We start from the raw sequence: 13,228 nt of genomic DNA, 5'->3' as shown, positions 1-13,228 counted from the left end.
AGCGGTGAATTAAACACTGACACTAATTTTTATCCAATACTCACTGTTAGATCAATGGGTTAAGTTTTTTTGGGACTTTCAACCTTTAGGAGATTGAACTAAATAAGGGACCGTGACCTAAGTCATAGTCCCTTATTGTATTTTTTATCTTAATTATTGAAACGTGAGCCAGCTACTCAGTTTTTGTCACCCTCTGTTTTGGCAAGCGAGTCGCTAATAACAGGCCGGCAAACGCCATGACTAACGTAAAGTAAAAACCGTAATGCGCCCCGTTGACGAACGCCCCGGCCGCATGGTGCAACCCGTTAGCGTAGTAAGCGGCTTGGCCGATTCCGAGTAAGCTAGTTGCAATGGCTGTGGAGATCGCACCAACAACTTGTTGGAGGGTATTCATAATCGTACTACCATCGGCTGCAAGTGGACCGGTGAGTGCGTTTAACCCGTGGGTCTGGGAAGGTGACATCGCGAGCGGTGCCCCAATCATCAGGATAACGTGTGCTAAGATGACGTACCACGTTGCACTGTGTGTCGTCGTGAGGGCTAGCATCAAAGCGCCAACCATTGAGATGAAGAAGCCTAGAAGTGCCGGTTTACGGGCACCGATGCGGTCGTATAAACGACCAGAAATAGCTGAGATAATAGCATTCATCAAACCGCCGGGTAACATAATAACACCGGTTAAGGCGACGGGGATCAACAGGCCCTTTTGGATATACATGGGTAATAGGTACATTGCTGATAGAATAATACCAAAGTTGATCATCACGAGACTAGCACCGATACGGAAGCCTGGAATTGTGAACGCTTTCAAGTTCAGAATCGGGTGAGCCATCGTGAGCTGTCGGTGGGTGTACCAAGCTAGAACAACTAATCCGAGAATTAGTGATCCAATTACAGCGGACGATCCCCAGCCTTGAGCGCTGGCTAGACTGACACCGACGACTAGACTACCGAAACCAATCATGGATAATAGAATCGATAAGAAGTCGATTTTAGGCCGGGTAACAGGTGCAATGTTTTCCAGAGAAGTTACGGCGAAGATAAAGGCAATTGCTAGAAATGGAATAAAAATCCAGAAGATCCAGCGCCAAGAAGCAAGGCCTAAAACGGCTCCGGCTAGTGTAGGACCAACGGCAGGGGCGAACATAATAACTAGTCCGACCATCCCCATAGCGGCACCGAGCTTATATGGTGGAAAAATCTGCATTGCGACCGTAAACATCAAGGGTAGAATCAGTCCAGTTGCGATCCCCTGAATCATTCGACCTAGCAGTAAGACACCAAAACCGGGTGCGGAGGCAGAGATTGCGGCTCCGACTGCAAAGTCAATTAGTGCGAATAGAATAATTTGACGGGTCGTGAACCACTTAGAGAGTAAACTCGATAAGGGTAGTACGATCCCAATCATTAACATGTAACCAGTGACTAACCACTGAACGGTTGCAGTAGTGACGTGGAGCTGGACCATCAATTGGGGTAACGCGATGTTCAGTGACGTTTCACTAAACATGCCGACAAAGCCCCCAATTAACATTCCCATCATGGCCAGCATTGGATGGGTGACAGGAACCCGCGCTGTCTGTTGTGCTTGCGGGTTGCTTTTTACTGAATCCATAAAAATCGTCACACTCACTTTCTTGTACAACTGGTTAGCCTAACAGAAAATAAAAAATTTCGTAAGTGTTTTTTGACGGTTATCAACGCAAAAATGACCTACTTCAGAAGTTTGAATTCTGAAGTAGGTCATTTTAGTAGTAGGTTGATATTAAGTTCGTGCCTCAAACTGGTGCTTACATTTAGGGCAAGTTACCTTGACCCGACCGTGATGGCGGGGAACCCGAATCCGTTGGTGGCACTGTTCACAGTGAAAGAAACGGTAGTGCCAGTGTTGAGTGAACCAGTATTTTAAGCGGCTGAACGGCCGCGTGATGGGTAGCCAGATGCGCTGGAAGCCCCGGTTGATGGCGACTTGTTGGTAGATCTTTTTGGAGAATAGTCGCCAATAACTGAATGCGATTAATAACACGGCTAGCAAAATCAGCCAACTTGAACGTAAGAAAAAGCTGACCAGTATCAGAACAAGCGCTAGGTTATTCAAGAAGCGATTCAGCGTGTCATTTTGGCCGTAACGTCCGCGCATCCAAAGTTGTAGTCGTTGTTGTAATTTTGAAGTAGGTTTCAAGTCAAGCCCTCCGTTATTAGAATGAATAGATGTTGGTAGCATAACATATTTTCTCGTAGAAATAATCTTAGATGGCTGGTTTAACGGTGTATAATGAGACCTATTATAGTAAATAGGGGAAAACGAATGTCAGCAAAATCACAAATTACACAATCACAAGTTTTAGATGCGGTTAGTCGGGCCGCTTTAATGCTAGACCGAGATGATTCGGTGCAGGTTGGGCTACAGCAACTGCTTAATGAATTTCGGCAAAGTTTATTGCAAACTAGCGGTCAAACAGCGACAACTATTTTATATCACGGTAAGATTGACAGTTATTTGCGTCAACATGCAGCGGCGTACCCAGAAAATGTCACTTATCTTATGACGTTACTCGAGCAGTTTGTTCAGGAACATTAAGTGGTCTATGCGGTGAATCGCTAGAATCTATCATTAGCTGAATTAAATTATTTAGTGATGATAATGAATAAGTTCAACTATTATGTTCGTACTGAGTTGCGAATGGAATAGTTGCTTTTTTGTGTTTACGGATGTAAACTATGTATAAATTAATTCGGAGAGGTGGTCAAGCCATTGGAAGCACAAACAAAAATTGAGATTAGCGATGCTGAATGGGAAGTGATGCGGGTTGCTTGGACGTTTGGACAAGTGACTAGTAATCAGGTTGCTGAGGCGATGGTCGCAAAGATGGGTTGGAAGATGGCTACCGTTAAGACGTTACTGGGACGGTTAGTTAAGAAGGGAGCACTCCGGGTTGAGAAAAACGGACGCGCCTTTACCTACTTTCCAGTAGTTGAAGAACAACCATCGATGGACGAGGCGGCCAGCACACTATTTGGACATCTGTGTCAGATGCGAGTTGGTCAAACGTTGACTGATCTAATTGAGCAGTTAAATTTGAGCCAGGCAGATATTGCGGGGTTACAAGATGTTTTAGCGAAAAAAGCATCATCAGCACCAGCCGTAATTGATTGCGATTGTGTGCCGGGGACAAAGTGCTAAGCTAGCGACGAGTGGTTTATTAGAATGTAAAAAAAACAAAAGTAACGTTCAGTGGTAGTGTCATACTCCAGCTGAGCGTTATTTTTGTTTAGGTTGATTTAAGCCAGTATTGTAATAGATAAGGGTTTGGAAAAACTTACTACTTAAGGATAACTTTCAAACGTGTTTGGTGTGTAGACCGGCGTTATGAGGAGTAAGTTGATGATGAAAGAAGGCCGAAAGTATTTAACTTGACTTTTATCGTCTACAAACGTAAACTTTAGTTATGGATTACAGATGTAAACATTCTGGTTAGGAGGCCATTGATTATGAAAGATATGGATATGCAGGGCATGAGCAAGCATGACATGAAACACATGGATGATATGGATATGGGGCATGGTCAGATGATGCATATGGGAAACTTGAAGTTGAAGTTTTGGGTTTCACTAGTTTTGACGATTCCAATCGTTGTGATGAGTCCCATGATGGGGGTTAACTTACCATTTCAAGTAGTTTTCCAACCATGGTCTGATTACATCGTTGCAATTTTAGGAACGATTCTATTCCTCTACGGTGGGCAACCATTCTTCAGTGGTGCTAAAGCGGAAGTCGCTAACCGCAAACCAGCGATGATGACCCTGATTACCATGGGGATTAGCGTGGCGTACGTTTACAGTATTTATGCGGTGATCGCTAATGATTTCTTGCATGCCAAACCAATGGTGACTGATTTCTTCTGGGAACTAGCTACCTTAATTGCCATCATGTTGTTGGGTCATTGGATCGAAATGAATACGGTGATGAACGCTGGGTCAGCGGTTGATAATTTAGCTAAATTATTACCAAGTACTGCTCACAAGATTGTAGATGGCCAAGTTCAAGAAGTTGCGATTTCAGATCTAGCGAAGAGTGATCACGTTCAAGTTCGGGCTGGCGAAAAGATTCCAGCTGACGGGACAGTCGTAAGTGGTGCCACTAGTGTTAATGAATCGATGGTCACTGGTGAAGCGAAGTTAGTTGAGAAAAAGGCGCAGGATAAAGTTGTTGGTGGTTCGGTCAACGGTGACGGAACGTTTGAAATGCAAGTTACGGGGACCGGCGAGAGTGGTTATTTAGCTCAGGTTATGAAGTTGGTCAGTGATGCGCAATCAGCCAAATCTTCACAAGAAAACATGGCCGATAAAGTGGCTGGTTTACTATTCTATGCAGCACTAACGGTATCAATCGTGGCCTTCGTTACTTGGTTACTCATTGGTAATTTGGCTTTAGCCTTATCAATTGCGGTAACGGTCTTAGTTATTGCCTGCCCACACGCATTGGGGTTAGCAATTCCACTAGTCGTTGCTCGTAGCACGGCGATTGCCGCTCGTCACGGCTTATTGATTCGTAATCGTGACGCGATGGAACAAGTTAAAAAATTGAACTACGCTTTAATGGATAAGACGGGGACCTTGACGGCTGGTAATTTTAAAGTTGCAGACTATCAGGGCGTCACGACTCAATTTACAGCGGATGAAGTCTTAGCAATGATGTCAGGGCTGGAAAATGGCTCAAGTCACCCGTTAGCAGTAGGCATCTTAGCTGCAGCTAAGGAACATCAAATAGCTGCTACGAAGGTCACGGACGTTCATCAGATTACTGGGGTTGGTCTGAGTGGGACGATCGATGGTAAAGAGTATCGGATTGTTTCAGCGGCTTATCTTGATAAAGAGAAATTAGTATACGATCAAGAGACCTTCGATCGTTTGGCTAGTGCGGGTAACTCCGTCAGCTTCTTGATTCAAGATAAGACGGTCCTAGGATTTGCTGCGCAGGGTGATCAGATTAAGCCAGAATCGAAGAACTTAATCGATAGCTTGAAAGCCCAACATATTACGCCGGTCATGTTAACGGGTGATAACAAGCAGAGTGCGCAAGTTGTTGCTAAACAGTTGGGCATTACGGAAGTTCACGCTAGCTTATTGCCAGAAGACAAGGCTAAATTAGTCAAACAGTATCAAGCTGATGGTAGCAACGTCATGATGATCGGTGATGGCGTTAACGATGCGCCAAGTCTAGCACAGGCTGAGATTGGGGTTGCGATTGGTTCGGGGACGGATGTCGCAATTGATTCTGCTGATATCGTGCTAGTAAAGAGCAATCCTAACGATGTGGTTGATTTCTTGGAATTAGCACGGCAAACAACCAGTAAAATGGCACAAAACTTATGGTGGGGTGCTGGCTACAATATTGTAACGATTCCGTTGGCAGCCGGGGTATTAGCACCAATTGGTTTTATCTTAAACCCAATGTTTGGCGCGGTTGTGATGTCCTTGAGTACGGTTATCGTGGCAATCAATGCGATGACGTTACGACTGAAAGACTAATCGATTAATAGGTATATTCTTGCAAATGCGTGTGTTGACTTGGTTTAGGTGCTAAAATAAGAGTACTTAAATCAAGGATGTGAGACCCATGTGTACTAGTTTAACGTTTCAAACCACGGCGGGTGATCAGTTTTTAGCACGCACCATGGACTTCGCTTTTGAACTTGGTGGCCGTCCAGTGGCTATTCCACGGAATCACCATTTCAGTAGTGTGACCAATCCAGATGGTTTTGACGCACCATACAGTTTCGTTGGTACCGGCCGTGATCTTAATGGTTACGTGTTCGTTGATGGTGTCAATGAACATGGCGTCAGTGCCGCAGCGCTTTACTTTGCTGGTCAGGCCCACTATGCGGATCAAACTGTTACTGATCAAGTTAACTTAGCTCCTCACGAAGTTGTGATGTGGATCTTAGGTAACGTTAAGAGTGCTGCTGAATTAGGCGAACGTTTAGATACGCTTAATATCATGGAAGCCGCAGCGCCACTATTGAATATTGTTGTACCATTACATTGGATTATTAGCGACAAGACGGGTGCAACTTACGTCTTAGAACGCGAAGCTGATGGGATGCACTTTATGGAAAATCCAGTGGGTGTGATGACTAATACACCAGACTTTAACTGGCATTTAAAGAACTTGAGCAATTACGTAAATCTACAACCAACGCCACACCCATCTCGCCAATACGGTGATATGGAAGTTAAGGCGTTTGGTCCCGGAACCGGTGCCTTAGGGATGCCTGGGGATTATACGTCAGTAGCTCGCTTTGTCCGGACCGTCTTCATGCGTCAGCATACTGATGCCGTTGAGACCGATGCGGAAGCAATCAATACTTTATCACACATGCTCAATTCAGTTGAAATTCCTAAGGGTGTTAAGATTCAAGACAACGGGACATCTGATTATACGCAGTACCGGGCGTACATGAGTATGCACGAGCCAGCATTTTACATTCAACCTTATGCGGATCAATCCATCACACGGGTTGCTTTAACTGAGGAGTTAATGACGGCTGCACAACCAACCGAATTTGAATTGAAGAAGACGCAACAATTTAATTTGGCTAATTAATGTTTGAAATACAATACTAAAGAGGCTGTGACATAAGTCTCTAAAACAAAAGCAGATCTGTAAAAATCTTCGGATTTTTACAGATCTGCTTTTTGATATAATAGAAAATAAAAAAAGAGCATCGGTCGCACCCGATACTCTACGAAATTATCCCCGAAAGGACATTCCAAATATGCAAAATTATTATAACATGAACCAAACCACTTTGAGTATCGCATTAGACTACATTCCTGAAGAAAATCATCCCGCACAATACATAAATCGATTAGTTGAAAATCTTAAGCTTAAATATGAGTATCAATTTGGCCGACCTAGAGAATACGATTTGGGAGCAATGCTTAAATTGGTTCTTTTAGCGTACAGTTATGGGATTTTTAGTAGTCGTAAAATTGAACAGTTTGCCAGAGAGAATAAACCAGCCGATTGGCTGGTTGCAGGTCAGTTTCCATCTTACCGTACAATCTGCCGTTTCCGAATTTCTGATGAACTTACAACTTTAACTGAGGATAGTTTGTCACAACTAACGAAGTTTCTTCGTGAAAGTGGTTTAATCGAGGATGTTTCATTTATTGATGGAACTAAGATTTTGGCCGATGCCAACAAATATAGTTTTGTTTGGAAAAAGAATACCATTCGTTTTGATAAAATGAATCGAGAAAAGTTGATTGAGCTTTTAGGAGAACTACATGCCGCAAAGATCCTTGGAGAAATCCCAGCCGAGTCAGACCTAACACCTGAGTTGTTGGATAGTATGATTAATAAAGTTGAGGACCATTTGATGGTGCTGGACCAACAGGTCGCAGCAACTACTAAGGTCTCACCTAATCCAGCTAAACAGCAGCGGCGAACACTGAAATCACAAAAGCGTCATTTGGATGAGAAACGGGATAAAATGCGAGAGCATCAGGTACAGCAGTCTATTTATGGTTCACGCAATAGCTATTCCAAGACTGACCATGATGCCACCTTTATGCGAGTAAAGGAAGATCCAATGATGAACGGACAACTAAAACCAGCATACAATCTTCAAATCGCCACAAGCAATCAATTCATCACGGGGTATCAGTTATTTCAAAATCCAACTGACACGCGGACACTTAAAAAATTTACACAACATTTAAAACGACATCATACTTTAGGATCAACTATCGTAGCTGATGCTGGTTACGGATCAGAAAGCAATTATCGGTATCTAGAAGATCATTTAAGCGGTCATACAGCATTAATTCCATATGGAACTATGCTTAAAGAAAATAGTCGTAAATGGAAAAGTGATGATCGTAAGGTCATGAATTGGGATTACCATGTTCAGGATGACTATTTTATTGATTTAAATGGTGTTCGATTTAACTTCAATACTTACCGAAAACGAACCGATAAATATGGCTTCACACGTGACTTTAAAGAGTACGTCGCCGAAAAGTACGACGAGAATCATGTCCCAATCGAGGCGGCGTTAACGCCAAAAGGTAATCTTCGGAAGGTCTCAGTGAATGAGGCTTGGGAATATTTCAAAGCCAAACAACGAGAACTACTTTCAGCTCCAAAAACTGGCAACATCTATGCACAACGTAAGATTGATGTTGAACCAATTTTTGGTAAGATGAAGGCTTCTTTGCGTTTTAACCGATTCTCTGTACGCGGGCTTGAGAAAGTCACAAAAGAAGCTGGAATCGTAATAATGGCATTAAACATCATGAAACTGGTCACGTTAGGGGCCGGCTTTAAGAACAAAAGACAAAAACAAATGAGACAAGAAACCAAAATTTGGTTTCTTGTCTCATTTGTTTTTGTGAAGGCTAGTTATGTCACAGCCTCTTTTTGGATGCAATTAGTTGTCAATCTTAATTAACCGTAAAAACAAAATGATGGTAAACTAGTCTATGGGTTTAGGTGTACATAACTTATATAAAAATAAATTTAGCTCGGACTTGCATTTGTTCAATAAAAGATATAACATTTACTAAGTAATAATGATTATAAAGTAGTCACGGGGGCGGCATTATGAAACAGAAGATGTCTTTAGCACAGCGAGTCAATGTTTTACGAGCGAGTGTCATGGGCGCTAACGATGGTATTTTATCAGTTGCTGGGATTGTTGTCGGTGTTGCGGGGGCAACTACGAATAGCTTTTCAATCCTGATTTCAGGATTAGCTGGGATGTTAGCTGGTACGATTTCCATGGCAATGGGGGAGTATGTCTCCGTGAATACGCAAAAGGATTCACAAAAAATGGCAATCAATAAGCAACGGTCAGCATTGGCTGACGATTACGATGGACAAGCTGATATGGTCGTTCAGAAATACGTTGAGCAAGGGATCAGTGAACCGTTAGCTCGGCAGGCGACGCAGGAAATGATGGCCGAGGATGCACTAACAACGACGGTGCGGGAACGTTATGGATTCAATCCTAATCAATTTATTAGCCCGTATGCGGCGGGGATTGCTTCAATGATTGCCTTTCCTACCGGCTCAATTCTGCCACTAGTGTCAATTACTTTCTTCCCACCACGGATCAAAGTGTTGGCAACCGTAATCGCAGTGGCAATTGCGCTAGCGATTACGGGGTACGTAGCAGCCATGTTAGGGAATGCTAACCGGCGTCAGGGTGTCATGCGTAATATTGTGGCGGGTTGCTAACAATGCTTGTAACGTACTTTATTGGTCATTTATTTGCCTAACTGATGGGTCAAGGGGAGCGGGACTATGCAATTAATAAAAACGAAATCAACTAAGAGTAAGCAGACGATGGATGAAAAGCTTAACTCGTTGCGAGCCGGCGTATTGGGTTCCAATGATGGTATTCTGACGGTTGTCGGGGTACTGTTCAGTGTGGCTGCTGCGACGACTAACCAATTTACAATCTTTATCGCGGGGTTGTCTGATTTACTAGCGTGCGCCTTTTCAATGGCATCTGGGGAATATGCTTCGGTTAGTACGCAAAAGGATACCGAAAAAGCAGTTGTTGAGAAAGAACGTGAATTACTGAAGACTGATTTTGCAGGGGAAGTTCATGCGGTGCAGCGGCATTACATGACAATGGGTGTGACCGAGGAAACCTCACTAGCAATCGCAAAGGACTTACTAGCTAAGAAGCCGTTGGAAACGATGGTCAGTGTGAAGTACGATATGCAGCTCGGCCATTACATGAATCCGTGGGACGCAGCCTTTGCATCACTATTCTCAGCTTCGGCTGGTGGAATCTTTCCACTGTTTGCGATGACTTTTGCACCAACGCATTGGCAGTGGCCAGCAACCATCGTCGCCGTTTCAGTGGCGGTTGCACTGACTGGATTCCTATCTGCGGTATTGGGCAAAGGCAACGTCAAGACAGCAGTGATTCGTAACGTCATTGTGGGGATTATTACGATGTTTATTCACTACTATGTCGGAACGTTATTCTAGGTTTTAATAAATGATATTAGTGGGTGTGTTTAGAGAAAACTCGACACGCTTATTTTTTTGTAATAAAAATTAATTACTCATCTAAATAGTTACGACTGATTCCTTGAATCCCTGAAAGTCGGTCGCAAATTTTCAGGAAGTTTTAATTAAGTCTCGGTATAATATTGCCATTAATTAAATTGAGGTAGAGTTAAATTGAAAAATATGACAACGAACCGTTATATGAAGGGTATTATGTGGGCAATGCTGGCGTCAACGCTCTGGGGAATCTCCGGGACGGTCATGCAGTTTGTCTCACAGAACCAAGCTATTCCTGCCGATTGGTTTTTATCTGTACGGACACTTTCCGCTGGGATCATTCTGTTGGCCATTGGGTTTATTCAGCAGGGAACCAAGATTTTTAACGTGTTTAAGTCTTGGGCTTCGGTTGGTCAATTAGTGGCGTACGCGACGATTGGTCTGATGGCGAATATGTACACTTTCTACATAAGTATTGAAAAGGGAACAGCGGCTGCGGCCACGATTCTACAGTATTTAAGTCCACTATTCATTGTGTTAGGGACGCTGTTGTTCAAACGGGAACTGCCGTTACGAACTGATCTGGTGGCATTTGGAATCTCACTATTAGGGGTCTTTCTTGCGATTACTAAGGGGAATATCCATGAACTAGCTATTCCAACGGATGCCTTGATTTGGGGGATCTTGTCAGGGGTTACGGCCGCGCTATACGTGGTACTGCCTCGACGGATTGTTGTGGAGAACTCGCCCGTTGTTGTTTTAGGCTGGGGAACGCTGATAGCAGGCGTGTTGTTCAACCTCTATCATCCGGTTTGGGTTGGGGCACCTAAAATTACGCCAACCTTAGTCACATCGATCGGTGCCATCGTCTTAATCGGGACGATTTTCGCCTTCTTATCACTACTGCATAGTTTGCAATACGCACCGTCCGCGGTGGTTAGTATCGTGGATGCCGTGCAACCAGTCGTGACCTTTATCTTAAGTATTATTTTCTTGAAATTACAGGTTGGCTGGGTAGAAATTCTAGGCTCAGCACTCGTAATCATTGCGATTTATATCTTGCAACAATACCGTAGTGAACCGGATAACGCTTAGAGTTAGTTAATAATAGAAAATCAAAAAAATTGCGCATTGATTACGGGTTAAACCGGATCAATGCGCAATTTTTAGTTTTAAATCTAGGTAATATTTAGTATTGGCTTAATACCAAGCTGGTTTATCGCCATCAGTATTAGGTTTGTTAACGCCAAGTGATTCTCGAATGCCGGCAGAAGGTGTTTGCGTCAGTTTGACAACTAAAGTCGCGATACTTTGACGAGAGACTTCTGTTCCCTTGAAAGGTTCGCCTTTCTTAGTTGTCTCGTAGTCGATCTCATCGTGATTAGTCAGCCATGCTGGACGAATAATCGTGTAATCTAAATCAGAATTTTCGATGACTTCAGCGGCAGCATAGTAACGGGTGAGGTAATCTCCCAGCGTTGCGTTGTTCCATTCGCCGAACTTACCAGGAACTTCATCGTAGATACCAAGGGTTGAAATCCAAATGAGCCGTTGGCGACCAGCAGCATGCATTGCGTTAACGACAGTTTGGGCTTGTTGCTTGATGTTTTGCCCAGCTAAGTTAGCGTAAATGACATCTTGATCTGCCATGGCAGTAGTGAGGCGGGCACCATCTGTCGTATCGCCCTCAATGATGGTTACGCGGTTAGACTTAAGATCGGCAACCCGGTCTGCGTTACGTAAGTAAAGTGTTAGTTCATTATCCGTATCAGTTAAAAATTGTTGTTCGGCTAAGCGGGCAATTTGGCCAGCGGCGCCGAGAATTAGTACTTTTGTCATGTAATCCCCTCCTGAACGACTTAACTGTAAACTTTATAATTACAGAATGCAAGTAAGCAGTTTCAAAAAAACTAAACAAAATTGTGCCACTTTTGGAAATTAGACCTATAATGAGGTTGTAGCGGATGAATAGTTCGCTGGTCATTATAAAAGAGGCGATTATCATGGCACAAAAGCTTAGCAAGGAACAAAAAAAGGCTATGATTCAAAAAGCCGAAGAAGAACGTGCAAAGCATCCAAAGCAAAAGAGCGGTGTTTCCGGTTTTGAAACACTCGATGAAGATGCTAAGAAATTAGCCAATAACTAATTGCTGACGTATTTTTTCAGCAAGGGTCTGGGATTTTATCTCAGGCTCTTTTTTGATGTATCAGGATAATAATATTTTTTGGGAAGAATCGCATAACGATGGCTGTTTGGTAGGGCTTGCAGTATAATGTGACATAACTAAAGGGGGTGACGTGGATGGATCAATTTGCAGCATTTATGGCTCAATTGGATACGACGTTGGCGCAGGAGCAATTATCAACTAGCCAATTAGTGTATGTCCCGGTGACCTTTAGTTTTCACGACCACCGGTTACAGGTAGAAATTAATATGTTACAAACCTCGTTTAATCAGGGGAATAATGCGTTTGGAGTTACCGATATCTTAGATCGAATTCGCATGTTGGTGGGATTGGAATTAGCTGATCTACCAGCATCGAAATGGCCAACCCGAGCAGCAACGCAAGCAATAACCATTACACCACATAAGATGGTGCGCGTGATTCCAGTGGATATGCAGACGTATCAAGTAAATTAGGGTTTAGCACTCGGATATATCGAGTGCTAAATTGTTGCATTTATCAGTAAAGCGATTAAGATAAAAGATGTAAACAAATAGAAGGAGTGTAGATATAATGGCTAACGATATGATGAACTGGCACAATGACTTATTTGATCGACTTAATGATTGGACGAAGATGGATGATTTGGTTAATGGTATTGGCCGATCAGTCTTGAACGTTGGCAGTCATGGTTCCGTGCTGAAAACGGACATTAAAGAAACCGACGAACAGTATACGATGAGTGTTGATGTCCCTGGAATCGATAAGAAAGATATCGCATTGAAGTATCGCGATGGTACTTTATCAATCGCTGTTAAGCGTGACAGTTTTAGCGATGAAAGTGATTCTGAAGGCAATGTTATTGCGAGTGAACGCCAGACTGGTAGTTTTGGTCGTCAATACGCTTTACCTGACGTGGATGCTGACAAGATCAATGCTCGTTATGAGAACGGCGTCTTGCATTTAACGTTACCAAAGCAAGCTGCAGCAGATACACATCATATTGAAATTCAGTAAGTAATGAAGGAACCTA

At 43.2% G+C, this 13,228-nt stretch carries 13 protein-coding genes and 1 pseudogene; 11 read left to right on the top strand and 3 right to left on the bottom strand.

Annotation, left to right across the window (positions count from 1 at the left end; genetic code table 11):
• Positions 1–172 precede the first annotated feature (172 nt).
• On the bottom strand, positions 173–1,615 hold the full coding sequence (locus ACG95_RS12795; protein WP_048001004.1) for a DHA2 family efflux MFS transporter permease subunit: 1,443 nt from the start codon (positions 1,613–1,615) through the stop codon (positions 173–175).
• Between the two features lie 150 nt (positions 1,616–1,765).
• Entirely contained in the window at positions 1,766–2,182 is a 417-nt protein-coding gene (locus tag ACG95_RS12790) for a zinc ribbon domain-containing protein (RefSeq protein WP_048000904.1), read from the bottom strand.
• Between the two features lie 126 nt (positions 2,183–2,308).
• Between ACG95_RS12790 and ACG95_RS12785 the strand changes: the two genes are divergently transcribed.
• From ACG95_RS12785 to ACG95_RS12750, 8 genes and pseudogenes are all read left to right on the top strand, one after another.
• Entirely contained in the window at positions 2,309–2,581 is a 273-nt protein-coding gene (locus ACG95_RS12785; protein ID WP_048000903.1) for a hypothetical protein, read from the top strand.
• Positions 2,582–2,755: 174 nt separating this feature from the next.
• Entirely contained in the window at positions 2,756–3,184 is a 429-nt protein-coding gene (locus tag ACG95_RS12780; protein WP_048000902.1) for a CopY/TcrY family copper transport repressor, read from the top strand.
• Between the two features lie 308 nt (positions 3,185–3,492).
• Positions 3,493–5,532 (top strand): heavy metal translocating P-type ATPase, encoded by a 2,040-nt coding sequence (locus ACG95_RS12775; protein ID WP_048000901.1) that lies wholly within the window; start codon positions 3,493–3,495, stop codon positions 5,530–5,532.
• 88 nt (positions 5,533–5,620) lie between these two features.
• Positions 5,621–6,607 carry a choloylglycine hydrolase family protein gene (locus tag ACG95_RS12770; protein WP_048000900.1) on the top strand — a complete coding sequence of 329 codons (987 nt, stop codon included), beginning with the start codon at positions 5,621–5,623 and terminating at the stop codon, positions 6,605–6,607.
• A 172-nt stretch (positions 6,608–6,779) separates the two neighbouring features.
• Positions 6,780–8,459, top strand: a complete 1,680-nt coding sequence (locus ACG95_RS12765) for an IS1182 family transposase (RefSeq protein ID WP_048000899.1) — start codon at positions 6,780–6,782, stop codon at positions 8,457–8,459.
• Between the two features lie 152 nt (positions 8,460–8,611).
• Positions 8,612–9,288 (top strand): annotated as a pseudogene (locus ACG95_RS12760) (VIT1/CCC1 transporter family protein).
• A gap of 25 nt (positions 9,289–9,313) precedes the next feature.
• Positions 9,314–10,012 (top strand): VIT1/CCC1 transporter family protein, encoded by a 699-nt coding sequence (locus ACG95_RS12755; RefSeq protein ID WP_048000898.1) that lies wholly within the window; start codon positions 9,314–9,316, stop codon positions 10,010–10,012.
• Between the two features lie 204 nt (positions 10,013–10,216).
• The gene (locus tag ACG95_RS12750; RefSeq protein ID WP_048001003.1) at positions 10,217–11,125 is read left to right on the top strand and encodes a DMT family transporter; all 909 of its coding nucleotides are present in this window, start codon (positions 10,217–10,219) and stop codon (positions 11,123–11,125) included.
• A 105-nt stretch (positions 11,126–11,230) separates the two neighbouring features.
• On the opposite strand, the gene ACG95_RS12745 is transcribed toward ACG95_RS12750, so the two are convergent.
• Complete coding sequence (locus ACG95_RS12745) at positions 11,231–11,869, bottom strand: SDR family oxidoreductase (protein WP_048000897.1); 639 nt, start codon at positions 11,867–11,869, stop codon at positions 11,231–11,233.
• A gap of 125 nt (positions 11,870–11,994) precedes the next feature.
• On the opposite strand from ACG95_RS12745, the gene ACG95_RS12740 reads away from it, so the two are divergent.
• From ACG95_RS12740 to ACG95_RS12730, 3 genes are all read left to right on the top strand, one after another.
• Positions 11,995–12,177, top strand: coding sequence for a hypothetical protein (locus tag ACG95_RS12740; RefSeq protein WP_048000896.1), 183 nt, complete (start codon positions 11,995–11,997; stop codon positions 12,175–12,177).
• A 155-nt stretch (positions 12,178–12,332) separates the two neighbouring features.
• Complete coding sequence (locus ACG95_RS12735) at positions 12,333–12,671, top strand: hypothetical protein (protein ID WP_048000895.1); 339 nt, start codon at positions 12,333–12,335, stop codon at positions 12,669–12,671.
• Between the two features lie 97 nt (positions 12,672–12,768).
• A complete protein-coding gene (locus tag ACG95_RS12730; RefSeq protein ID WP_048000894.1) occupies positions 12,769–13,212 on the top strand; it encodes an Hsp20/alpha crystallin family protein in 444 nt (147 codons plus the stop codon).
• Positions 13,213–13,228: the final 16 nt, after the last annotated feature.

This window comes from Lactiplantibacillus herbarum, from assembly GCF_001039045.1.
GTDB classification, from domain to species: Bacteria; Bacillota; Bacilli; order Lactobacillales; family Lactobacillaceae; genus Lactiplantibacillus; species Lactiplantibacillus herbarum.
This window is presented reverse-complemented; position numbering and strand designations above follow the sequence as displayed.

Coding starts and splice junctions, on each gene's coding strand:
- ACG95_RS12795 (WP_048001004.1), bottom strand. CDS start 1,615: ATGGATTCAGTAAAAAGCAACCCGCAAGCACAACAGACAGCGCGGGTT.
- ACG95_RS12785 (WP_048000903.1), top strand. CDS start 2,309: ATGTCAGCAAAATCACAAATTACACAATCACAAGTTTTAGATGCGGTT.
- ACG95_RS12775 (WP_048000901.1), top strand. CDS start 3,493: ATGAAAGATATGGATATGCAGGGCATGAGCAAGCATGACATGAAACAC.
- ACG95_RS12770 (WP_048000900.1), top strand. CDS start 5,621: ATGTGTACTAGTTTAACGTTTCAAACCACGGCGGGTGATCAGTTTTTA.
- ACG95_RS12765 (WP_048000899.1), top strand. CDS start 6,780: ATGCAAAATTATTATAACATGAACCAAACCACTTTGAGTATCGCATTA.
- ACG95_RS12755 (WP_048000898.1), top strand. CDS start 9,314: ATGCAATTAATAAAAACGAAATCAACTAAGAGTAAGCAGACGATGGAT.
- ACG95_RS12750 (WP_048001003.1), top strand. CDS start 10,217: ATGACAACGAACCGTTATATGAAGGGTATTATGTGGGCAATGCTGGCG.
- ACG95_RS12745 (WP_048000897.1), bottom strand. CDS start 11,869: ATGACAAAAGTACTAATTCTCGGCGCCGCTGGCCAAATTGCCCGCTTA.
- ACG95_RS12740 (WP_048000896.1), top strand. CDS start 11,995: ATGAATAGTTCGCTGGTCATTATAAAAGAGGCGATTATCATGGCACAA.
- ACG95_RS12735 (WP_048000895.1), top strand. CDS start 12,333: ATGGATCAATTTGCAGCATTTATGGCTCAATTGGATACGACGTTGGCG.
- ACG95_RS12730 (WP_048000894.1), top strand. CDS start 12,769: ATGGCTAACGATATGATGAACTGGCACAATGACTTATTTGATCGACTT.